Raw genomic sequence first — 19,471 nt, 5'->3', positions numbered from 1 at the left:
GTACCGGCCCCAGGTCCCCCCGCACCCCACTCCATTGGAGGAACCGAGCCATGGCTGACGCCACCCGCTCGCTCACCACGCGGCAGGGCCACCCTGTCTCCGACAACCAGAACACCCGCACCGTCGGCGCCCGCGGTCCCGCGACGCTGGAGAACTACCAGTTCCTCGAGAAGATCAGCCACTTCGACCGCGAGCGGATCCCCGAGCGCGTGGTGCACGCGCGCGGCTTCGTCTGCTACGGCGAGCTCGAGGCCACCGGCCAGTGGGGCGACGAGCCGATCGCCCGCTACACCCGCGCCAAGCTGTTCTCCGAGGCCGGCAAGAAGACCCCGCTGGCGATCCGGTTCTCGACCGTCATCGGCGGCCGGGACTCCTCCGAGGCCGCCCGCGACCCGCGCGGCTTCGCGGTGAAGTTCTACACCGAGGACGGCAACTGGGACCTCGTCGGCAACAACCTGGGTGTCTTCTTCATCCGCGACGCCATCAAGTTCCCCGACGTCATCCACTCCCTCAAGCCCGACCCGGTCACCTTCCGCCAGGAGCCGGCGCGGATCTTCGACTTCATGTCGCAGACGCCGGAGTCGATGCACATGCTGGTCAACCTGTTCAGCCCGCGCGGCATCCCGGCCAGCTACCGCACCCAGCAGGGCTTCGGGGTCAACACCTACCGGTGGGTCAACGCCGAGGGCGTCTCGCACCTGGTCAAGTACCACTTCTACCCGCACGAGGGCGTGAAGTCGCTGACCGAGGAGGACGCCGCGAACATCCAGGCCGGCGACCTCGGGCACGCCTCGAAGGACCTCTACGAGGCGATCGAGGCGGGCAGCTTCCCGAAGTGGGACCTCAAGGTGCAGATCATGGAGGACCACGACCACCCCGAGCTCGACTTCGACCCGCTCGACGACACCAAGGTCTGGCCCGAGGAGCTCTTCGAGCCCAAGCTCGTCGCGACCATGACGCTCAACCGCAACGTGGCCGACCACCACGACGAGAACGAGCAGATCGCCTTCGGCACCGGCGTGCTGGTCGACGGCCTGGAGTTCTCCGACGACAAGATGCTCGTCGGCCGCACGTTCTCCTACAGCGACACCCAGCGCTACCGAGTGGGGCCGAACTACCTGCAGCTGCCGGTCAACGCCGCCAAGGTCGACGTCCACACCAACCAGCGCGGCGGCCAGATGTCGTACGGCGTGGACCTGGCCGAGGACCAGAACCCGCACGTGAACTACGAGCCGTCGACGATGGGCGGCCTCGAGGAGGCCGAGGGTGGCGGGTCCGCGGAGGTCGGGCCGGAGCTCAGCGGCCGGCTCACCCGGGCCCGGCTGCCCCGCACGAACGACTACGCGCAGGCCGGTGAGCGGTTCCGCCTGATGGAGGACTGGGAGCGCGACGACCTGGTGGAGAACCTGGTCGCCAACATCTCCGAGGCCACCCGGGAGGTCCAGGAGCGGATGGTCTGGCACTTCCTCATGTGTGAGGACGAGCTGGGCCAGCGCGTGGGCGAGGGCCTCGGCATCACCGCCGACGACGTCCGCGGGCTCCCGCCGCTCGCGACCCAGACGCTGTCGGAGGAGGAGCTCGACCGGGCCCGCAACCTGGGCAAGAACGGTCCGCGCGACGTCGAGGGCCACACCATGACGCACTGCGTCCCCAACGAGCGGGTGGTCGTCGAGCGCTGACCCGCGCCGCCCGTCCGGACGCAGGAAGGCCCGCTCCCCCGAGGGAGCGGGCCTTCGTCGGTCCCGGTCGCGTGGCGGCCGGTCCTAGCTCTTCTTCTTCAGCGCACCTGGCTTGTGCACGGCCTCGCCGCCGGACTTCTCGCTCTTCACGAGGTACTGCGGGTCGTCCTTGCTCGCCTTGACGTCACGCTTCGCGGCGTGGGTGTCGGAGGTGATCTTCTTCTCCACCTCGCCCTCGGCCGTGCCGCCGTGTGACTTCCACTCGACCTTGTCGCCCTTCTTGAACTCCTTCGTCATGCGCGCCCGGTACCCGATCGCCCGCGATGACGACCGCCTCGTGATGCCAGGCGCGCGCCGGGGCGCTCGCTGGGCATCACGAGGCGGAGGGGGTCACTTGGGAGGCATCCGGATGCCGCCGTCGACGCGGATCGTCTCGGCGTTCATGTAGGAGTTGGTCAGGCACTCCATCACCATCGACGCCAGCTCGTCGGGGGTGCCGAGGCGCTTGGGGAACAGCACGCTCTCGCCCAGCTTGGCCTTGAACGCCTCCGCGCCCTCGCCCTCGCCGTAGATCGGGGTCTCGATGAGCCCCGGGGCGACGGTGTTGAGGCGGATCGCGGCGGCGGACAGGTCGCGGGCGACCGGGAGGGTCATCCCGACGACGCCGCCCTTGGAGGCGGAGTACGACGCCTGGCCGATCTGCCCGTCGAACGCGGCGACCGAGGCCAGGTTGACGATCGCGCCGCGCTCGCCGGTCTCGGTCGGGTCCTGGGTGCTCATGACGGTCGCGGCCTGGCGGACCATGTCGAAGGTGCCGACCAGGTTGATCGCGACGACCTTCTTGAAGGCGTCGAGGTCATGGGCGGACTCCAGCGTGCCGTCGCGGCCGATGGTGCGCGAGGCCCAGCCGATCCCTGCGGAGTTGACGACCGCACGCAGCGGCGCGATCTCGGCGGCGGCGCGCACGGCGCCGGCGATCTGCTCGCTGTCGGTCACGTCGACCTGGGCGAAGACACCGCCGATCTCCGAGGCGAGGGCCTCCCCCTTGTCGGCCTGGAGGTCGGCGACGACCACGACGGCCCCGCGGGCGGCGAGCTGGCGGGCGCAGGCAGCGCCGATGCCCGACGCTCCGCCCGTGACGATGGCACTGGCTCCGTTGAGTTCCATGCAGCGGACTGTAGTGGCCCGCCACCCCTCACAGGGCGGTGGATCCGCTCGCCACGACGACCGCCGGACCGCTCATCAGCACCCGGTCGTCGGCGGTCCAGCTGATCTCCAGCGTCCCGCCCGGCAGGTCCACGCGGTACGTCGCGTCCACACCGGAGCGGCCGTCGGCCAGCGCCGTCGCGACCGCCACCGCGCACGCGCCGGTGCCGCAGGACCGGGTCTCCCCCGACCCCCGCTCGTGCACGCGCATCGCGACGTGGCCGGCCCCGCGGCGCTCGACGAACTCCACGTTCACCCCGTGCGGGTAGACCTGCACGTCGTACGCCGGCTCCTCCAGCAGCGGGCCGACCGGGCCGTGCGCGTCCAGCGGCTGGCCCTCGGCGAGGAACGCCACCGCGTGCGGGTTGCCCATGTCGACGTGGGTCGCCGCCCACCGGGTCGACCCGACCGCGACCTCGGTGGCGCCGAGCAGCCGGGGCCGGCCCATGTCGACGGTGATCCGGTCCCCGTCGACCTCGATCACCTTGACGCCGGCGCGGGTGCCGACCGGGATCGGCCGGCCGGGCTCGACGAGCCCCTCCTCGAGCAGGTGCCGGGCGAAGACCCGCACGCCGTTGCCGCACATCTCCGAGAGCGACCCGTCGCTGTTGCGGTAGTCCATGAACCACTCGGCCTCGGCGGGGTCCACGTGCTCGCGCGCCGCGGCGTACGCCGCCGTCCGGACCACCCGCAGGACGCCGTCGCCGCCGATGCCGGCGCGCCGGTCGCAGAGCCGCGCGACCCGCGCCGGGTCGAGGTCGCCGTGGAGGGTGCCGTCGTGGTCGGGCAGCAGGACGAAGTCGTTCTGGGTGCCGTGCCCCTTGAGGAACGGGTACGGCGAGCCCTCGGCGGGGCGCTCCCGCTCACTCATAGAGGCTCTTCCCGTAGTTCTCCGGCTTGTAGTAGTCGTCGAGCTGCGCGACGTCCATCCCGTGCGCCTCGACCTCCTTGGCGATGAGGGCGCGCCGCGGCACCCTCCCCTCCGGGTCCCACGTCTCCGGCTGCCAGAGCTGGCTGCGCAGGAACGCCTTCGCGCAGTGGAAGAAGAGGTCCTCGACGTCGACCACGACCGCCAGCAGCGGCCGGTGCCCCTTGACGACGAGCTGGTCGAACCACGGCGCGTCGCTCACCAGGCGCGCTCGACCGTTGACCCGCAGCGTGTCGCCGCGGCCTGGTATGAGGAAGTTCAGCCCGACGTGGGGGTTGGCCAGGATGTTGCGGTAGCCGTCGGCCCGCCGGTTGCCGGGCCGCTCGGCCAGCGCGATCGTCGTGTCGTCGAGGACGTGGACCAGCTGCCCGGCCGGGTCGCCCTTGGGCGAGGCGTCGCAGCGGCCGTCGGCGTCGCTGGTGGCCATCACGCAGAACGGCGAGGCCGCGAGCCAGTCGCGGTCCACCGGGAGCAGCGCCGGCCGGGACTTGTCCCGGGCCCGCTGGTTCGGCTCACCCAGCAGGGCCACGAGCTCCTCGACGGTGGTGATCTCGGTGGTGATCTCGGTGGTCGCGGGTCCGGGCACGCCTCCACGGTAGTGCCCGACGCCGTGCGGCTCACCCGGGTTCCACCGGACCGGGGCCGGCCCGGTCCCGGCCCGGTCCCGGTCCGGTCCCGGTTCAGTCCCGGCGCCGGACCACCCCGGCCGAGCCGCCGCCGCGCCGGGTGGGCTCGGCCACCGCGGTGAGCAGCCCGCCCGGTCCGATCTCGATCGCGGCCGCCGCGCCGATCTCGGCGGCGCTGGTCAGGGCGTCACCGGCCGGGGTCAGCTCGTGCCCGTAGGCCTCGAGCAGAGGCCCGTAGGCCTCGATGAACGCCGGCTCGGCGGTGACCGTGGCGGTGTTGCGCTGGGAGGCCCGCGGCGCGGCCATCGCCTCGGCGATGCTGCGCCCGCGGTCGAAGCGCTCGACGAGCAGCTGCAGCACGGTGGTGATGATCGTGGAACCGCCCGGCGACCCGACCGCCAGCACCGGCTTCCCGTCGCGCAGCACGATCGTCGGCGACATCGAGCTGCGCGGCCGCTTGCCCGGCTGGATCCGGTTGGGGTCGGCCGGGTCGTACTCCGCGGTGAAGTCGGTCAGCTCGTTGTTGAGCAGGAACCCGCGGCCCGGCACGACGATGCCGGAGCCGCCGGTCTGCTCGATGGTCAGGGTGTACGACACGACGTCGCCCCAGCGGTCGACGACGGTCAGGTGGGTGGTCTCGACGTTCTCGGTGTCGGGGACGTCGACGGGCTCGACACCCCCGCCCGTCGCGCACTCGCCGTCGTAGTCGTCCACGTCCCCCGGCTCGACCGGCTTGGTCGACGCGCGGTCCTCGTCGACGGTGCAGGCGCGCTCGGCGGCGAAGGTCGGCGAGAGCAGGTCGCGCAGCGGCACGTCGACGTACCGCGGGTCCCCGACGTAGGCGGCCCGGTCGGCGAAGGCCCGGGCGCTCGCCTCGAGGTAGAGGTGCAGCGCCTGCACGTCGTCCATCGCGGCGAGGTCGTAGCGCTCGAGGATCTCCAGCGCCTCGCCGACCGTCGAGCCGCCGCTGGAGGACGGCCGCATGCCGTAGACGTCGAGGCCGCGGTAGCCCGTGCGCGTGGCCTGCTGGTTGCGGACCTCGTAGTCGCGCAGGTCGCGCCGGGTCAGGAAGCCCTCGGGCACCGGCAGGTCCGTGCTCGCGGTGACCGGGGGCCTGCGGACCGCCCGCACGACCTCCTCGCCGATCGTGCCGCGGTAGAACGGCGCGAGCCCGTCGGCGGCGATCCGGTCGTAGGTGCGGGCGAGGTCGGGGTTGCGGAACCGGGTGCCGACCACCGGGAGCCGGCCGCCGCGCAGGAAGAGCTGCTTGGTCGAGGTGAACGCCCGGAACCGCTCGCGGTTGTCCTCGGTCTGCTGGCGGAAGGTCTGGTCGACCACGAACCCGCGCCGCGCCAGCGCCGCGGGCCGCCCGAGCACCTGCCGCAGCGAGCGGCTGCCCCAGCGGTCGAGCGCCCGCTTCCACGTGGCGAGCGTGCCGGGGGTGCCCACGCTGACCCCGCTGGTGACGAGCTCGGGGGTGAAGGGGTAGGTCTCGCCGGTCGCGGGGTCGACGAAGGCGTCGTCCGGGATGCCGCGCGGCGCCGTCTCCCGCCCGTCGATCGTGGCCACCCGGCCGGTCGAGGCGTCGTAGTGGACGAAGTAGCCGCCTCCGCCGATGCCGGCGCTGTAGGGCTCGGTGACGCCGAGCGCCGCGGCGGTCGCGACGGCGGCGTCGACGGCGTTGCCGCCGGCGCGCAGCACCGCCAGGCCCACCCTCGTCGCCTCGGGGTCCACCGAGCTCACGGCACCGCCCGTGCCGACCGCCGTCGGCACCTTGGGCGGCACCGGCTCCGCGGCCGCGGGCGTCGCCGGCAGGGCGACGAGCGCGGGCGAGAGCAGGGCCAGGACGGGGACGACGGCGAGACGGCGCATGGTTTCCTCCCGAGAGCTCCGCGACGAGGCGGTCCGTTCACTGTGGACCCGACCGCCGACAGTTGTCGAGGTGCCCGCTGCGGGCAGGTCTCAGGCGTCTGCCCCCGCACTGGCCGCGAGCGGCCCCACCACGTCGTACGTCGCGCACAGGAACGCGCCGTTGCGGCCGTGGGAGGTGAGCCGCAGGTCCAGGCGCCGCGGGAGGAGCGGCCGCCCGGCGCCGAGCACCACCGGGGCGATCGAGACGAGCACCTCGTCCAGCAGCCCCGCGTCGGCGAGCTGCCCGGCCAGGTCTCCCCCACCGACCACCCACACGTCCCGCCCGGCGGCCGCCTCCACCATCGCGGCGTGGACCGCGCGGACGTCGCCCGAGGCGATCGTGACATTCTCCGCCGCCGGCGGCAGGTCGCGGTGCGTCATCACCCAGGTCGGCTGCTCGTAGGCCCACGGGTCGCCGGTGCGCGCACCGTGGTCGAGCACCCACTGGTACGTCGTCGCCCCCATGAGCAGGGCGCCGATCCCGCCGATGAACTCGTCGTGGTCGAGCATGCCGCCCTCGTCGAGCGGCTGGCTCAGCAGCCAGTCCAGCGAGTCGTGCTCGTCGGCCAGGAAGCCGTCGAGCGTGGTGGCGGTGTAGTAGACGGTCCTCGTCATCGGGTGCTCCTCCGGGTGCGGTTCCAGGTGATCGGGTCGCCGTCGGCGACCTCGACGCCGAGCACCCGCAGCACCAGCCGCGCGAGCTGGCGCCGGTGTGCGGCGTACGTCAGGACGTGGGCGACGACCTCGCCCAGCACGAAGCTCTCCGGCGGCTCGCAGAGCGCGTCGACCAGCCGGTCGTCCCAGGCCCCGCGCCGGTCGACGTCGCGCACGAGGGCCAGCCAGCGCGGCGCGACCGCGTCGTGCCGCTCGAGCAGGCGGGTGACGTCGCCGTCGCCGCGGACCGGGGTGTCCAGCCCCTCGATCGAGGCCAGCCACACCTCCTTGCCGAACACCTGGCTCTCCAGCACCGCCGCGAGCGAGGCCTCCTCGCCGTCCCACTCCAGGACCCGGGCGCCGGGGAGCACCTCGCGGTGCAGCTGCTCGGCGGTCAGCCCCTTGGCGACCTCGAGCAGGGACCGGGTGTCGTCCAGGTCGTGCTCGACGAGGTGCCCGGTGACGGCGTCGCCGGCCCGGCCGCCCGGGGACCCGCCGGCATCGACCCACAGCGAGGTCGGCGGGTGGAAGTGGATGCCGTTCGGCGCCGGCAGCCAGTGGTCGCGCGGCCCGCCCGCGGCCACGGCCGACGGCAGCTCGCCGTACGCCCGGGTGAAGGCGCGGCTGAACCCCTCGACGCTCTCGTATCCGGCGGCGAACGCCGCGTCCGTCACGCTGGCCCCGCGCCGCAGCTGCCAGGCCGCCCGCTCCAGCTCGACCCGTCTCCGCATGGCGACCGGCGGCTCGCCGGCGTCGCGGCTCAGCTGCCGGGAGAAGTGGTACGGCGAGGCGTACGCGCCGCCGGCCATGTCGGCCAGCGTCCGGTTGTCCTCGTCCAGCACGGCGTCCAGCAGCTCGCGCAGCCGGTCACGCCCCGGCACCCGTCGGTCCATGCCGACCAGTCTGGCCGCGCCGCCCCGTCCCGCGCCCGACCGTTCTTGCGCTGGTGCGGGAACGTCGCCTCACAGCTCCGGCCGGGCCGCCGCCCCGCCCGCTGCCGCCACCGCGGCCCGCAGCAGCAGGATCCCGAACCCGGTGAGCCCGCGGGCACGCGCCGACAGCACGACGACCGACACCCCGAGGTCGGGCCTGGAGCCGGCGAACGAGCGGTACCCGCCGGTGCCGCCGTCGTGGAACAGCATCCCGGCGGGGCCGACCAGCCAGCCGAGGGCGACCTTCGCGGGGCCGACCCGGCCCGCCGGGTGCCGCGGGGTGCACGCGTCGGCGGCGGCCGCGGCCAGCGGGCCGTCGTACGCCGTGTCGAAGGCGGCGACGTAGCGCTGCAGGTCCGCGGCGGTCGACACGACGCCTCCGGCTCCGGCGAGCAGCGCGAGGTCCCAGCGGCCGGCGGGCCGCCCGCGCCACCCGTGGCCGGGCGCGAGCCGGTGGGCCTGCTCCGCGGGCAGCTCGACGCCGGTGTCCGCCAGGCCGAGCGGCCCGGTCACCCGGTCGGCCAGGAGCGTGGCGTAGTCGGTGCCGGCCGCCCGGGCGAGCGCCCAGCCGAGGAGCCCGCCGCCGAGGTTGGAGTAGCCGAACCGGCGGCCGGGCTCGACCTTCGGCCGGGTGGCGAGCACCGCGGCGGACAGCGTCGCCTCGTCGTAGCGCGCGTAGGGGTCGTGCCGCTCGCTCGTGATCGCCGGCCACAGCGACCCGTGCGGCAGCCGCGGCAGCCCCGAGTGGTGGGTGGCGAGGTCGAGCAGCGTGATCGGCCGGCCCACGACCGGCGGGGCCACGGGCAGGTGGTCGGCGACCGGGTCGTCGAGGCCGACGAGCCCGTCGCGGGCCAGCTCGGCGAGCAGCAGGGCGGTCATGGTCTTGGTGACCGAGCCGATCTCGAGGATCGAGGCGGCGCCGTCGGGCAGCTCGCCGCGGGCGTGGTACGCCGTGCCCTCGGGCGTGCGGACGGCGACGACGACGCCGGTGCCGTCGTCGGTGCGGCGGGCGAGGAGCTCGTCGACGGTCGGGGTCGGGCGGCTGCGTCTCATGCGACCACCCTCTCCACCGCCGCCAATGCCTGCTCCACCCGGTCGGGGTCGTCGTGGCGGACCCAGACGACGCGGGGGTCCTTGCGGAACCACGCGTCCTGCCGGCGGGCGAAGCGCCGGGTGGCGACGACGGTCCGCTCGCGGGCCTCGTCGAGCGACAGCCCACCGGCGAGGTGGGCCACCACCTCGACGTACCCGATCGCGCGGCCGGCGGTGCGGCCCTCGGCCAGCCCCTCCTCGAGCAGCCGGGCGACCTCGTCGACGAGGCCGGCCGCGAACATCGCGTCGACGCGCTGCTCGATCCGGGCGTCGAGGGTCGGTCGGTCGATGTCGACGCCGACCTGGACAGTGTGAGGGTCGACGTACTCGAGCCGCGGCAGGGAGGCGCTGAACGGCCGGCCGGTGATCTCGACGACCTCGAGCGCCCGGACGGTGCGTCGGCCGTTCTCGACCAGGATCCGTGCGGCCGCCTCGGGGTCGACCTCGGCGAGCCGCGCGTGCAGCGCGGCCGGGCCGACCTCGGCGAGCTCCGCCTCGAGCCGCGCGCGGACCGCCTCGTCGGTGCCGGGGAAGTCGAAGCGGTCGACCACCGCGCGGGTGTACAGCGCCGACCCGCCCACCAGCACCGGCGTGCGGCCGACGGCGCGGAGCTCGGCGATCGTCGCCCGCGCCCAGCCCTGGAACTCCGCGACCGACGCCGGCTCCCGCACCGACAGCCGGTCCAGGAGGTGGTGCGGGATGCCCCGGCGCTCGGCCGGCGGGAGCTTCGCGGTGCCGACGTCCATGCCGCGGTAGAGCTGCATGGCGTCGGTGTTGACGACCTCGCCGCCTAGCCGCTCGGCGAGGTCCAGCGACAGCGCGGTCTTGCCGCTCGCGGTGGCGCCGACGACCGCCACGACCGGGACGGCGGCCGGGATTGAGGTCGACCGCATGTGGCTAGTGTGACAAGGAACCGCAGCCGAGCGACTGGAGGGCACCATGACCGCGCCGATACCCGAGGAGCGCAACGAGCCCGTGCTCGACACCGACCAGGACCCGCCCGGCGAGCACGGGAGCGAGCTCCCCGACGGGCAGGACCCGTCCGTCGCCGAGGAGGCCGTCCGCGAGGAGAACGCCGAGACGTCGTTCCCCGAGCCGAGCCAGTGAAGGAGACCGACGCATGAGCGAGACCAGCCCCGAGCAGGCCGTCAACGAGGCCGACGAGTACACACCCGCCGAGCCGGAGTCCCCCGACACCGGCACCGTCTACGAGGCGGCGACCGGCGAGCCCGAGGTGACCCCGAACGACGAGACCCCCGACGAGGAGGAGCTGGCATGAGCGACCACGGCACCGGCGACCCCGAGACCCCCGCCCCTCCGGGCACCCCGCTGCGCGAGGACGAGCCGGCCGCACCGACCGGCGCGTCGCGCGAGCCGCGCGGGGAGGTCGACGAGTCCCACCTCGAGGAGCCGGTCGCCGGCTCCGAGGCCGACCACCGCCACGGTGACCGCCCTGAGTGACGCCGGCGCGGGGGCGACGCACGGACGCTTCGTCGTCGTCCCCGCGGCGTACGTCTTCCTGCTGCGCACCGACGACGCCGGGCGGACCGAGGTGCTGCTGCAGCTGCGCCGCGGCACCGGCTACATGGACGACCACTGGGCCGCCGCGGCCGCCGGTCACGTCGAGCGCGGCGAGACGGCGTACGACGCGGCGCGGCGCGAGGCCGAGGAGGAGCTCGGCATCCACGGGCTCGACCTGGAGCTCGTCACCGCCATGCAGCGCACCGGCGGCGGCGAGCCGATCGACGAGCGGATCGACTTCTTCCTGACCGCCCGCCGGTGGACCGGGGAGCCGCGGATCGTCGAGCCGGACAAGGCCGCCGACCTCCGCTGGTGGCCGCTCGACGCCCTGCCCGACCCGGTCGTGCCCCACGAGGCGGCCGTGTTGGCGAGCATCCGGTCGGGTACCAGCACGGCGTACTCGACCTTCGGCTTCGACGAGCCGAGCCACCCGAGCAACCCGAGCCAGGAGGACTGATGTCCGAGGAGACCCGCACCGACACCGGGACGGGAGAGCTCGCGGCGATGCCCGAGCCGCAGATCGAGCCCGGCGAGCCGAACCCGGGCGGCGCCGACGCGATCGACGACCCGGTCGCCGAGGCCGACGAGCGCACCATCCCGGACCTCACGCCCGACGAGAACCCGGCCATCGACGACAGCACCCCCGACTCGCTCCAGGAGCAGATGTCGGGGTCCGAGGACACCTCGACCGAGGCGACCGAGGCCAGCCCCGACGAGGCCGGCGCCCAGGACGAGGGCGCCGCCGAGCAGGGGAAGGCGGAGTGAGCGAGCGGTCCGGCGACCTGCCGGGCGAGCCCCCGGTCGACCCGGACCTGGCCGAGCCGCTGCGCGCGTCGCAGCCGGGTGCCACCGGCCCCGACGCGGCCGCGGGCGGGATGGGCGTCAGCTCCGAGCGGGTCGGCCACGCCGGCCCCGGGCAGCGGAGCACCGACGGCGTCCGCGACAGCTCGGTCACCGAGGCGGGCGCCGACGCGCCTCCCGAGCAGTCCGCCGGCGGGCCGGAGGACAACCCCGACACCGTGCTGCCGAAGGCGGGCTACCCGAGCAAGGACCCGCGGTCCGCGGAGCACCCGTTCCAGGCCAAGCCCGACATCTGAGCCCCGCGTCCCGGACGGGCGCGGTCAGCCGCAGGCCGGCGCTGCGGGCAGCGGCGCGGGCACGCCGACCGCCGGCATGCCCAGCGAGACCCCGGTGGGCGCCGCCGGTGCCGCGGTCCGGGCCTCCCAGGCGTCACCGGAGCGGGTACGCCGGACCGCGAGCACGCGGTCGGCGACCAGGTGGTGCGGCGCGGCGTAGGTGACCTCGGCGGTCACCATGTCGCCGGGACGGACGGGCGCGCCGTGCTCGGGACCCGGGGCGGCGAAGTGGACCAGCCGGTTGTCCGGCGCACGTCCGGAGAGCCGCAGCGTGGCGGCGTCCTTGCGTCCCTCGCCCTCGGCGACCATCAGCTCGACGGTGCGGCCGACGATCGCCTTGTTCTCCTCCCAGGCGATCTCGTTGACCAGGTCGACCAGGCGGCCGTAGCGGTCCTTGACCACCTCGGGCGGGACCTGGTCCTCGAGGACGGCGGCCGGGGTGCCGGGGCGCTTGGAGTACTGGAACGTGAACGCGCTGGCGAACCGCGACTCGCGCACCACCCGCATCGTCTCGAGGAAGTCCTCCTCGGTCTCGCCGGGGAAGCCCACGATGATGTCGGTGGTGATCGCGGCGTGCGGGATCGCGGCGCGGACCCGGTCGATGATGCCGAGGAACTTCGTGGACCGGTAGGAGCGGCGCATGGCGCGCAGCACCCGGTCCGAGCCGGACTGCAGGGGCATGTGCAGGCTCGGCATGACGTTCGGCGTCTCGGCCATCGCCTCGATGACGTCGTCGGTGAACTCCGCCGGGTGCGGGCTGGTGAAGCGCACCCGCTCGAGGCCCTCGATGTCGCCGCAGGCGCGCAGCAGCTTGGAGAACGCCTGCCGGTCGCCGAACTCCACGCCGTAGGCGTTGACGTTCTGGCCCAGCAGCGTCACCTCGGTGACGCCCTCGGCGACCAGCGCGCGGACCTCGGCGAGGATGTCGCCGGGGCGACGGTCCTTCTCCTTGCCGCGCAGCGCCGGGACGATGCAGAACGTGCAGGTGTTGTTGCACCCCACCGAGACCGAGACCCACGCGGCGTACGCCGACTCGCGCTTGGTCGGCAGCGTGCTCGGGAAGACGTCGAGGCTCTCGAGGATCTCGACCTGCGCCTCCTCCTGGACCCGCGCCCGCTCCAGCAGCACTGGCAGCGAGCCGATGTTGTGGGTGCCGAAGACGACGTCGACCCAGGGGGCGCGCTCGGTGATGGTCGTGCGGTCCTTCTGGGCCAGGCAGCCGCCCACGGCGATCTGCATGCCCGGCCGGGCGGCCTTGACCGGCGCCAGGTGGCCGAGGTTGCCGTAGAGCTTGTTGTCGGCGTTCTCACGGACCGCGCAGGTGTTGAAGACGACGACGTCGGCCTGCTCGCCCGCGGGCGCGGCGGCGTACCCGGCCCCCTCGAGCAGCCCGGTGAGCCGCTCGGAGTCGTGGACGTTCATCTGGCACCCGTAGGTGCGGACCTCGTACGTGCGTGCGCTGCTCATGACCGATCCAGGGTACGGCGGCCCGGCGGGCGCCGTGGAATCGTCCGGGTCAGCGCTTCTTCGGGGTCACCCAGAGCCGGATGACGCCCTCGACCACGACGGTGCCGTCGTCGCGCACGCCGCGGACGCGGACGGGGAGGTCGGCGCCCTCGTCGGGCAGGCCGGTCCACTGCTCGGGGTCGGTCTCCGCGGTGCAGGTGATGTCGCTGGTGGCCTTGGCGGTGTAGCTGACCTCCATCCCCTTAGGGATCCACCGCTTGTCGGCAGGCACGGTCGCCTCGGCCATCGCGCCCATCGCCGCCTCGAGCCCGTTGCACAGCGCGATCGCGTGGACGGTGCCGAGGTGGTTGTGCACCCTGCGCCGCTTGGGGATCACCAGCTCGGCGCGGTGCGGCCCGATCTCGGTGAACCGCGGCCGGATCGTCGCGAAGTACGGCGCCTGCTGGGAGAACAGCAGCGAGAACGCCCGCGCGCCCACCCGCGGCCCCACCACCGGCAGGCTCGTCGTCGTCTGCCACATGCTCAGGACCCGGCTCATGCGGCACACGTTACCCGACGGTAACCACGGGCGGGCGGGGCTCAGGCGAGGGAGAGGAAGAACTTCTCCAGCTTGGCCAGCTCGGGCTCGCCGACGACGGCACCGTCGACGACGCTCTGGCGCAGCTCTGCGGCGATGAGCGCGAACCCGGCCCGGTCGAGGGCGCGGGAGACGGCCTTGAGCTGGTGGACCACAGCCTCGAGGTCCCGGCCATCCTCGATCATCCGCAGCACGCCGCCGAGCTGGCCCTGGGCCCGCTTCACCCGGTTGACCACGGCCGACATGTCGACCTCCTGGACCGGGACGGCAGGCACTGCAGGGACGGCGGGGGCGGGCTCGCGCATCTCGGTCGGCGCTTGCTGGGTGGTGTCCGGACGGTCGGCGAGGTCGGTCACGGGGGTGTCCTTCGACAGGGAGGCAGGTCGTCCGGGGCCGAGTCCCCGCACCGGCGCGTTCGGGGGCCGTGCCGGTCGCCCTGACAACGCCCCATGTCGCGCCGGGTTACGCCGTGCGGTGCGCCTCAGGCGCGGGGCTTCCGGGCGACGACGAAGACGCGCCGGAACGGCAGCACCACGCCCGCGGCCCGCTCGGGGTACGCCGTCCGCAACCGGGCCCGGAACTCCTCCTCGAAGGCCGGCCTCAGGTCCTCGGGCAGCGCCTGCAGCGTCGGTCGGGCGCCCGTGCCGGACACCCAGGTGAACACGGGGTCGGGCCCGGTGAGCACGTGCAGGTACGTCGTCTCCCAGGCGTCGACCTCGCAGCCGAGCCCGCTGAGCACGTCGAGGTACGTCGCGGGGTCGTGGCTGGCGGGCACGGCGACGTCGCGCAGGTGCTCGGCGTACGGCGCCCGGGCGGCGAGGTCGCGGCGGATCGTGTGGCTGGGCTCCTCGAAGTTGCCCGGCACCTGGAACGCGAGCCAGCCGTCCGCCGCGACGTGGTCGAGCAGCCGCGGCAGCAGGTCGAGGTGCTCGGGGAGCCACTGCAGCGTGGCGTTCGAGACCAGCACGTCGACCGGGCTGGCCGGCGACCAGTCGCGCAGGTCGGCGACGTCGTACCGCACGCCGTCCTCGCGCTCCCGCGCCCGGCGCACCATCTCCGGGCTGGAGTCGACGCCGGTCACCTCGGCGTCCGGCCACCGCTCGCGCAGCAGGCCGGTGAGGTTGCCCGGACCGCAGCCGAGGTCGGCGACGGTCCGCGGGCCGGCGGCGCCGACGCGGGCGAGGAGGTCGACGAACGGCCGCCCCCGCTCGTCGGCGAAGGTGAGGTACCGGTCGGGGTCCCAGGTGTGTGCCATCCCGCCATGCTGCGCCGCACATATCTTGATGTCAAGATTCTCGACCTCCGTTAGAGTGCGGACATGCGGGACGAGGTCGACGAGCTGGTCGAGGCGTGGGCGCGCGAGCGCCCCGACCTCGACTTCGACGGCGTCGCGGTCTTCAGCCGGATCTCCCGGCTCGCCCGCCACCTCGACCTCGCGCGCCGGCAGGCGTTCACCGAGCACGGCATCGAGTCCTGGGAGTTCGACGTCCTCGCGGCGCTGCGCCGGGCCGGCGCGCCGTACGAGCTCTCCCCCGGCCGGCTCCTGCGCGAGACGCTCGTGACCAGCGGGACCATGACGAACCGGGTCGACCGGCTGGCCGCCCGCGGGTTCGTGGAGCGCTACCCCGACCCCGACGACCGGCGCGGCGTCATCGTGCGCCTCACCGCCGAGGGCAAGAACGCCGTCGACGGCGGGTTCACCGCCCTGCTGCGCGCCGAGCACGGCCTGCTCGCCGACCTGCCCCCGGCCGACCGCCAGCAGCTCGCGGACCTGCTGCGCCGGCTGCTCGCGCCCTTCGCCTGACCCTGCCGGGGTCTCCAGCGACCGTACGGTCGCTCCACACGCGGTACTGCGTTTGTGCAGTGACCAGCGGACGCTGCCGGCTTGTAACGCGCTGTTCGTGCATCTACCGCGCCGTTGGACCGGCGCGGTAGACATGCCAACGGCGCGCCAGTACGTCGAACGGCGCGTTGCATGTCGCATCGGCGCGGTGGACGAACCGCGGCGGAATGCTCGGTCAGGCCGCCAGTCGGCGGCGGGCGGTGCGCGGCCGGTACGGCTCGAGGTCGACCAGGTGGTCACCGGACATCTCGCAGGTGGGGCCCCAGCCGGGCTACTCCAGCGCCTCGGCCGCCTCGAGCCACTCCAGCTCGAGCTGCTCCTTCTCGTCGGCCAGCTCCTGCAGCTCCGCGCTGAGCCGCGCGAGCTCGGTGTAGTCCTGGGCGTGCTCGAGCACCCGGGCGTTGAGCCCGGCCTCGAGCTCGGCGATCCGCGCCAGCCGCTTGTCGATCCGGTTGATCGTCTTGCGGGCGGCGCGCTCCTCGGCGCCGCCGACCTTGGCCTTCGCCGGCTCCGCGGCGACCACCCCGCCGGACGCGCCGGAAGCCCCGGCCGCCCCGGAAGCCCCGGACGCCACCGGGTCCGGCCCGGTCGGCACCTCGACGCCCTGCAGGTGGAGGGACGCGGCGCGGCGCTCGAGGTACTCGTCGACCCCGCGCGGCAGCATCGAGACCTGGCCGTCGCCGAGGAGCGCAAAGACGGAGTCGGTGACCCGCTCGAGGAAGTACCGGTCGTGGCTGACCACGACGAGCGTGCCGGGCCAGCCGTCGAGGAAGTCCTCGAGGACGTTGAGGGTCTCGATGTCCAGGTCGTTGGTCGGCTCGTCGAGCAGCAGGACGTTGGGCTCGGTGAGCAGCAGGCGCAGCAGCTGGAAGCGGCGCCGCTCGCCGCCGGAGAGGTCGCCGATGCGGGCGGTCAGCCGGTCGCCGGTGAAGCCGAACCGCTCCAGCAGCGAGGTCGCCGTCAGCTCCTGGCCCTCCAGGGTCTTGGTGACCCGCCGGATGGACTCCACCGTGGGCAGCACGCGCCCGCTCGGGTCGAGGTCGTCGAGCTGCTGGGTCAGGTGCTGCAGCGCGACGGTGCGGCCCTGCTTGACCCGGCCGACGCTCGGCGCGAGCTCGCCGGAGAGCAGCGCGAGCACCGAGGTCTTGCCGGCGCCGTTGACCCCGACCAGGCCGATCCGGTCGCCCGGCCCGATCCGCCAGGTGGCGTGCGAGAGCAGCGTCCTCTCGCCGCGGACGAGGTCGACGTCCTCGACGTCGATGACGTCCTTGCCCAGCCGCTGGGTGGCGAAGCGCTGCAGCTCGAGCCGGTCCCGCGGGGGCGGCACGTCCTCGATCAGCTGGTTGGCGGCGTCGATGCGGAACTTGGGCTTGGAGGTCCGGGCCGGCGGGCCCCGCCGCAGCCAGGCCAGCTCCTTGCGGACCAGGTTCTGCCGGCGGATCTCCGAGGCCGCCATCTGCCGCTGGCGCTCGGCCTTGGCCAGCACGAAGGCGGCGTACCCGCCCTCGTAGGCGTCGACCTGGCCGTCGTGGACCTCCCAGGTCCACTGGCAGACCGCGTCGAGGAACCACCGGTCGTGGGTGACGACCACGAGCGCGGACGGGCGGCCGGCGAGGTGCTGGGCGAGCCAGGCGACCGCCTCGACGTCGAGGTGGTTGGTGGGCTCGTCGAGCACGACGAGGTCGTGGTCGCCGAGCAGGAGCGCGGCCAGCGAGCACCGGCGGCGCTCGCCGCCAGAGAGCCCGACCACCGCGCGGTCCAGCGACACCCCGGCGAGCAGCACCTCGACGATCTCGCGGGTCCGGCCGTCGGCGGCCCACTCGTGGTCGTCGAGGCCGCCCAGCACCGCCTCGCGGACGGTGTGGGTGTCGTCGAGCTCGTCGCCCTGGTGGAGGTAGCCGACCAGCAGGCCGCGCTGGCGCGAGACCCGGCCGGTGTCGGGCTCCTCGATGCCGGTCATCACCTCGAGCAGCGTGGTCTTGCCGTCGCCGTTGCGGCCGACGATGCCGATCCGGTCGCCGGCCCCGACGCCGAGGGAGACGTCGGTGAGCAGCGGGCGCACGCCGTAGGACTTCGAGACGCGCTCGAGGTTGAGGAGGTTGCTCATGAGGGTTACGCGTACTCCACCAGGTGGGCGCCGGCCACCGGTCCGTTGGCGACCAGGACCAGCGGGTGGTCCTGCTCGAGGGAGGCGGCCACCGACCGGGCGTGGTCGGCGGACTCGCAGAGGAACACGCACGTCGGGCCGGACCCCGACACGAGCCCACGGAGGGCACCCACGCCCTGGCCGCGGTCGATGAGCTCGCCGAGGTCGGGTCGCAGGTCGATCGCGGGCAGCTGCAGGTCGTTGTGGAGGACGTCGGCGAGCCGGTGCGGGTCGCAGGACGCCACGGCGGCGAGCAGCGCGTCGGCGCCGCACGGCTCGGGCGCCGCGTCGGGGAACATCTCGTCGAAGTGGCGGTAGACCGCCGGCGTGGAGAGCCCCTCGTCGGAGGGGACGACGACCCACCACCAGGTGCCGTGGTCGGCGACCGGCTCGACGACCTCGCCCCGCCCGGTGCCGACGGCGGTCCCGCCGACGAGGGCGAACGGCACGTCGCTGCCCAGCTGGGCGGCGATGGCGAGCAGGTCCTCGTCGGAGGTCCGGACGTCCCAGACCCGGTCCAGGGCGACCAGGGCGGCCGCGGCGTCGGCCGACCCGCCCGCCATGCCGCCGGCCACCGGGATCGCCTTGGTCACCGACACCAGGCCGGTGAGCGGGATGCCGTGGTGCGCGGCGAGCAGGGTGGCGGCACGGTCGACGATGTTGGCGCCGTCGGCGGGCAGGTCCGCGGCGCTGACCCAGTCGGGCACCGCCATCGAGACGCCCCACCCGTCGGCCGGCGTCGCGGTGACGTCGTCGCAGAGGCCGACCGCGTGGTAGACGGTCGTCAGCGGGTGGAACCCGTCGGGGCGCGGCGCGCCGACCCCCAGGTGGAGGTTGATCTTCGCGGGGGCGCGCACGGTCACCGCGCTCATCCCGCCGTCCCCGCCCCGGCCAGGCCCTGGGCGATCCGCGCGAAGTCCTCCACCCGCAGCGACTCCCCGCGGGCCAGCGGGTCCACGCCGGCGTGGGTCAGCGCGGCGTCGACGGCCTCGGCGGAGCCGGCCAGCCCGCGCAGCACGCCGCGCAGGGCCTTGCGGCGCTGCGCGAACGCCGCGTCGACGACCGCGAAGACCTGCTCGCGGGTGGCGGTGGTGGCCGGGGGCTCGCGCCGGCTCCAGGCGACCAGCCCGGAGTCGACGTTCGGGGCGGGCCAGAAGACGTTGCGGCCGATCGCGCCGGCGCGGCGGACGTCGGCGTACCACGCGGCCTTGACCGACGGGACGCCGTACACCTTGGAGCCGGGGGCGGCCGCGAGCCGGTCCGCGACCTCCGCCTGCACCATGACCAGGCCGCGCTCGAGGGAGGGCAGCAGCTGGAGCAGGTGCAGCAGGACCGGCACCGAGACGTTGTACGGCAGGTTCGCGACGAGCGCCGTCGGCGGCGGCCCGGGCACGTCGGTCACGCGCATCGCGTCGGCCAGGACCACCTCGAACCGGTCGGCCTGGGCGGGCGCGTGCTCGCGGATGGTGGCGGGCAGCGCGCCGGCGAGCCGCTCGTCGACCTCGACCGCGACGACCCGGCCGGCGACCTCGAGCAGGGCCAGGGTGAGCGAGCCGAGGCCCGGCCCGACCTCGATGACGACGTCCTCGGCGGTGACGCCGGACTCGCGGACGATCCTGCGCACGGTGTTGGCGTCGATGACGAAGTTCTGGCCGCGCTGCTTGGTCGGGCGGAGGTCGAGCGCCGCGGCGAGCGAACGCACTTCCGCCGGCCCGAGGAGCCTCGGACCGGCGGAGGTGTCAGACATGGGCCT

At 74.2% G+C, this 19,471-nt stretch carries 24 protein-coding genes; 8 read left to right on the top strand and 16 right to left on the bottom strand.

Features of this window, described 5'->3' with window-relative positions:
• Nucleotides 1-50: 50 nt before the first annotated feature.
• Nucleotides 51-1,679, top strand: a complete 1,629-nt coding sequence (locus OSR43_RS03840) for a catalase (protein WP_302269710.1) — start codon at nt 51-53, stop codon at nt 1,677-1,679.
• 84 nt (nt 1,680-1,763) lie between these two features.
• On the opposite strand, the gene OSR43_RS03835 is transcribed toward OSR43_RS03840, so the two are convergent.
• The 9 genes from OSR43_RS03835 to miaA all read right to left on the bottom strand — a co-directional run bounded on the left by OSR43_RS03835 (nt 1,764) and on the right by miaA (nt 9,921).
• Entirely contained in the window at nt 1,764-1,976 is a 213-nt protein-coding gene (locus OSR43_RS03835; protein ID WP_302269709.1) for a DUF2945 domain-containing protein, read from the bottom strand.
• A 93-nt stretch (nt 1,977-2,069) separates the two neighbouring features.
• The gene (locus OSR43_RS03830; RefSeq protein ID WP_302269708.1) at nt 2,070-2,846 is read right to left on the bottom strand and encodes an SDR family NAD(P)-dependent oxidoreductase; all 777 of its coding nucleotides are present in this window, start codon (nt 2,844-2,846) and stop codon (nt 2,070-2,072) included.
• Nucleotides 2,847-2,874: 28 nt separating this feature from the next.
• On the bottom strand, nt 2,875-3,756 hold the full coding sequence (dapF, locus tag OSR43_RS03825; RefSeq protein WP_302269707.1) for a diaminopimelate epimerase: 882 nt from the start codon (nt 3,754-3,756) through the stop codon (nt 2,875-2,877).
• A complete protein-coding gene (locus OSR43_RS03820; protein ID WP_302269706.1) occupies nt 3,749-4,399 on the bottom strand; it encodes a pyridoxamine 5'-phosphate oxidase family protein in 651 nt (216 codons plus the stop codon). The genes dapF and OSR43_RS03820 overlap by 8 nt, the downstream gene beginning before the upstream one ends.
• A 94-nt stretch (nt 4,400-4,493) precedes the next feature.
• Nucleotides 4,494-6,311 carry a gamma-glutamyltransferase gene (ggt, locus tag OSR43_RS03815; RefSeq protein ID WP_302269705.1) on the bottom strand — a complete coding sequence of 606 codons (1,818 nt, stop codon included), beginning with the start codon at nt 6,309-6,311 and terminating at the stop codon, nt 4,494-4,496.
• Nucleotides 6,312-6,401: 90 nt separating this feature from the next.
• Complete coding sequence (locus OSR43_RS03810) at nt 6,402-6,965, bottom strand: dihydrofolate reductase family protein (protein ID WP_302269704.1); 564 nt, start codon at nt 6,963-6,965, stop codon at nt 6,402-6,404.
• Nucleotides 6,962-7,897 (bottom strand): helix-turn-helix transcriptional regulator, encoded by a 936-nt coding sequence (locus OSR43_RS03805; RefSeq protein WP_302269703.1) that lies wholly within the window; start codon nt 7,895-7,897, stop codon nt 6,962-6,964. The genes OSR43_RS03810 and OSR43_RS03805 overlap by 4 nt, the downstream gene beginning before the upstream one ends.
• 69 nt (nt 7,898-7,966) lie before the next feature.
• Complete coding sequence (locus tag OSR43_RS03800) at nt 7,967-8,989, bottom strand: serine hydrolase (RefSeq protein WP_302269702.1); 1,023 nt, start codon at nt 8,987-8,989, stop codon at nt 7,967-7,969.
• On the bottom strand, nt 8,986-9,921 hold the full coding sequence (miaA, locus tag OSR43_RS03795) for a tRNA (adenosine(37)-N6)-dimethylallyltransferase MiaA (RefSeq protein ID WP_302269701.1): 936 nt from the start codon (nt 9,919-9,921) through the stop codon (nt 8,986-8,988). Before miaA ends, OSR43_RS03800 begins: the two co-directional genes overlap by 4 nt.
• Before the next feature lie 46 nt (nt 9,922-9,967).
• Here miaA and OSR43_RS03790 point away from each other — a divergent pair, with 46 nt between their 5' ends.
• Genes OSR43_RS03790 through OSR43_RS03765 form a run of 6 tightly spaced genes read left to right on the top strand, consistent with a single transcriptional unit; the run spans nt 9,968 to nt 11,646 of the window.
• Nucleotides 9,968-10,135 (top strand): hypothetical protein, encoded by a 168-nt coding sequence (locus tag OSR43_RS03790; RefSeq protein WP_302269700.1) that lies wholly within the window; start codon nt 9,968-9,970, stop codon nt 10,133-10,135.
• A gap of 13 nt (nt 10,136-10,148) precedes the next feature.
• Nucleotides 10,149-10,307 carry a hypothetical protein gene (locus OSR43_RS03785; RefSeq protein WP_302269699.1) on the top strand — a complete coding sequence of 53 codons (159 nt, stop codon included), beginning with the start codon at nt 10,149-10,151 and terminating at the stop codon, nt 10,305-10,307.
• Nucleotides 10,304-10,489: a hypothetical protein gene (locus OSR43_RS03780; RefSeq protein ID WP_302269698.1), complete on the top strand. Its 186-nt coding sequence runs from the start codon at nt 10,304-10,306 to the stop codon at nt 10,487-10,489. The genes OSR43_RS03785 and OSR43_RS03780 overlap by 4 nt, the downstream gene beginning before the upstream one ends.
• Complete coding sequence (locus OSR43_RS03775; RefSeq protein WP_302269697.1) at nt 10,473-11,006, top strand: NUDIX domain-containing protein; 534 nt, start codon at nt 10,473-10,475, stop codon at nt 11,004-11,006. The genes OSR43_RS03780 and OSR43_RS03775 overlap by 17 nt, the downstream gene beginning before the upstream one ends.
• Nucleotides 11,006-11,314, top strand: a complete 309-nt coding sequence (locus OSR43_RS03770) for a hypothetical protein (protein WP_302269696.1) — start codon at nt 11,006-11,008, stop codon at nt 11,312-11,314. Before OSR43_RS03775 ends, OSR43_RS03770 begins: the two co-directional genes overlap by 1 nt.
• Nucleotides 11,311-11,646 carry a hypothetical protein gene (locus OSR43_RS03765; RefSeq protein ID WP_302269695.1) on the top strand — a complete coding sequence of 112 codons (336 nt, stop codon included), beginning with the start codon at nt 11,311-11,313 and terminating at the stop codon, nt 11,644-11,646. The genes OSR43_RS03770 and OSR43_RS03765 overlap by 4 nt, the downstream gene beginning before the upstream one ends.
• Nucleotides 11,647-11,670: 24 nt before the next feature.
• On the opposite strand, the gene miaB is transcribed toward OSR43_RS03765, so the two are convergent.
• The 4 genes from miaB to OSR43_RS03745 all read right to left on the bottom strand — a co-directional run bounded on the left by miaB (nt 11,671) and on the right by OSR43_RS03745 (nt 14,984).
• Nucleotides 11,671-13,152 (bottom strand): tRNA (N6-isopentenyl adenosine(37)-C2)-methylthiotransferase MiaB, encoded by a 1,482-nt coding sequence (gene miaB, locus OSR43_RS03760; RefSeq protein WP_302269694.1) that lies wholly within the window; start codon nt 13,150-13,152, stop codon nt 11,671-11,673.
• 49 nt (nt 13,153-13,201) lie between these two features.
• Nucleotides 13,202-13,690, bottom strand: a complete 489-nt coding sequence (locus OSR43_RS03755) for a hotdog fold domain-containing protein (protein ID WP_302269693.1) — start codon at nt 13,688-13,690, stop codon at nt 13,202-13,204.
• Between the two features lie 41 nt (nt 13,691-13,731).
• A complete protein-coding gene (locus OSR43_RS03750) occupies nt 13,732-13,974 on the bottom strand; it encodes a metal-sensitive transcriptional regulator (protein ID WP_302271573.1) in 243 nt (80 codons plus the stop codon).
• 236 nt (nt 13,975-14,210) lie between these two features.
• Nucleotides 14,211-14,984, bottom strand: coding sequence for a trans-aconitate 2-methyltransferase (locus OSR43_RS03745; protein ID WP_302269692.1), 774 nt, complete (start codon nt 14,982-14,984; stop codon nt 14,211-14,213).
• Nucleotides 14,985-15,047: 63 nt separating this feature from the next.
• On the opposite strand from OSR43_RS03745, the gene OSR43_RS03740 reads away from it, so the two are divergent.
• Nucleotides 15,048-15,533: a MarR family winged helix-turn-helix transcriptional regulator gene (locus OSR43_RS03740; protein WP_302269691.1), complete on the top strand. Its 486-nt coding sequence runs from the start codon at nt 15,048-15,050 to the stop codon at nt 15,531-15,533.
• 310 nt (nt 15,534-15,843) lie between these two features.
• Here the strand turns inward: OSR43_RS03740 and OSR43_RS03735 are convergent, their stop codons facing one another.
• The 3 genes from OSR43_RS03735 to rsmA are packed head-to-tail and all read right to left on the bottom strand — an operon-like array spanning nt 15,844 to nt 19,465.
• Nucleotides 15,844-17,679: an ABC-F family ATP-binding cassette domain-containing protein gene (locus OSR43_RS03735; protein WP_302269690.1), complete on the bottom strand. Its 1,836-nt coding sequence runs from the start codon at nt 17,677-17,679 to the stop codon at nt 15,844-15,846.
• 5 nt (nt 17,680-17,684) lie between these two features.
• Nucleotides 17,685-18,590: a 4-(cytidine 5'-diphospho)-2-C-methyl-D-erythritol kinase gene (locus OSR43_RS03730; protein WP_302269689.1), complete on the bottom strand. Its 906-nt coding sequence runs from the start codon at nt 18,588-18,590 to the stop codon at nt 17,685-17,687.
• A complete protein-coding gene (gene rsmA / locus OSR43_RS03725) occupies nt 18,587-19,465 on the bottom strand; it encodes a 16S rRNA (adenine(1518)-N(6)/adenine(1519)-N(6))-dimethyltransferase RsmA (RefSeq protein WP_302269688.1) in 879 nt (292 codons plus the stop codon). Before rsmA ends, OSR43_RS03730 begins: the two co-directional genes overlap by 4 nt.
• Nucleotides 19,466-19,471: the final 6 nt, after the last annotated feature.

It is taken from the genome of Nocardioides sp. Arc9.136 (assembly GCF_030506255.1).
In the GTDB taxonomy this organism is placed as follows: domain Bacteria; phylum Actinomycetota; class Actinomycetes; order Propionibacteriales; family Nocardioidaceae; genus Nocardioides.
Note: the sequence above shows the minus strand (reverse complement) of the source record. Positions and strands in the feature narration are given on the sequence as shown.

Coding starts and splice junctions, on each gene's coding strand:
- OSR43_RS03840 (WP_302269710.1), top strand. CDS start 51: ATGGCTGACGCCACCCGCTCGCTCACCACGCGGCAGGGCCACCCTGTC.
- OSR43_RS03835 (WP_302269709.1), bottom strand. CDS start 1,976: ATGACGAAGGAGTTCAAGAAGGGCGACAAGGTCGAGTGGAAGTCACAC.
- OSR43_RS03830 (WP_302269708.1), bottom strand. CDS start 2,846: ATGGAACTCAACGGAGCCAGTGCCATCGTCACGGGCGGAGCGTCGGGC.
- dapF (WP_302269707.1), bottom strand. CDS start 3,756: ATGAGTGAGCGGGAGCGCCCCGCCGAGGGCTCGCCGTACCCGTTCCTC.
- ggt (WP_302269705.1), bottom strand. CDS start 6,311: ATGCGCCGTCTCGCCGTCGTCCCCGTCCTGGCCCTGCTCTCGCCCGCG.
- OSR43_RS03810 (WP_302269704.1), bottom strand. CDS start 6,965: ATGACGAGGACCGTCTACTACACCGCCACCACGCTCGACGGCTTCCTG.
- OSR43_RS03805 (WP_302269703.1), bottom strand. CDS start 7,897: ATGGACCGACGGGTGCCGGGGCGTGACCGGCTGCGCGAGCTGCTGGAC.
- OSR43_RS03800 (WP_302269702.1), bottom strand. CDS start 8,989: ATGAGACGCAGCCGCCCGACCCCGACCGTCGACGAGCTCCTCGCCCGC.
- miaA (WP_302269701.1), bottom strand. CDS start 9,921: ATGCGGTCGACCTCAATCCCGGCCGCCGTCCCGGTCGTGGCGGTCGTC.
- OSR43_RS03790 (WP_302269700.1), top strand. CDS start 9,968: ATGACCGCGCCGATACCCGAGGAGCGCAACGAGCCCGTGCTCGACACC.
- OSR43_RS03785 (WP_302269699.1), top strand. CDS start 10,149: ATGAGCGAGACCAGCCCCGAGCAGGCCGTCAACGAGGCCGACGAGTAC.
- OSR43_RS03780 (WP_302269698.1), top strand. CDS start 10,304: ATGAGCGACCACGGCACCGGCGACCCCGAGACCCCCGCCCCTCCGGGC.
- OSR43_RS03770 (WP_302269696.1), top strand. CDS start 11,006: ATGTCCGAGGAGACCCGCACCGACACCGGGACGGGAGAGCTCGCGGCG.
- miaB (WP_302269694.1), bottom strand. CDS start 13,152: ATGAGCAGCGCACGCACGTACGAGGTCCGCACCTACGGGTGCCAGATG.
- OSR43_RS03755 (WP_302269693.1), bottom strand. CDS start 13,690: ATGAGCCGGGTCCTGAGCATGTGGCAGACGACGACGAGCCTGCCGGTG.
- OSR43_RS03750 (WP_302271573.1), bottom strand. CDS start 13,974: ATGTCGGCCGTGGTCAACCGGGTGAAGCGGGCCCAGGGCCAGCTCGGC.
- OSR43_RS03745 (WP_302269692.1), bottom strand. CDS start 14,984: ATGGCACACACCTGGGACCCCGACCGGTACCTCACCTTCGCCGACGAG.
- OSR43_RS03740 (WP_302269691.1), top strand. CDS start 15,048: ATGCGGGACGAGGTCGACGAGCTGGTCGAGGCGTGGGCGCGCGAGCGC.
- OSR43_RS03735 (WP_302269690.1), bottom strand. CDS start 17,679: ATGAGCAACCTCCTCAACCTCGAGCGCGTCTCGAAGTCCTACGGCGTG.
- OSR43_RS03730 (WP_302269689.1), bottom strand. CDS start 18,590: ATGAGCGCGGTGACCGTGCGCGCCCCCGCGAAGATCAACCTCCACCTG.
- rsmA (WP_302269688.1), bottom strand. CDS start 19,465: ATGTCTGACACCTCCGCCGGTCCGAGGCTCCTCGGGCCGGCGGAAGTG.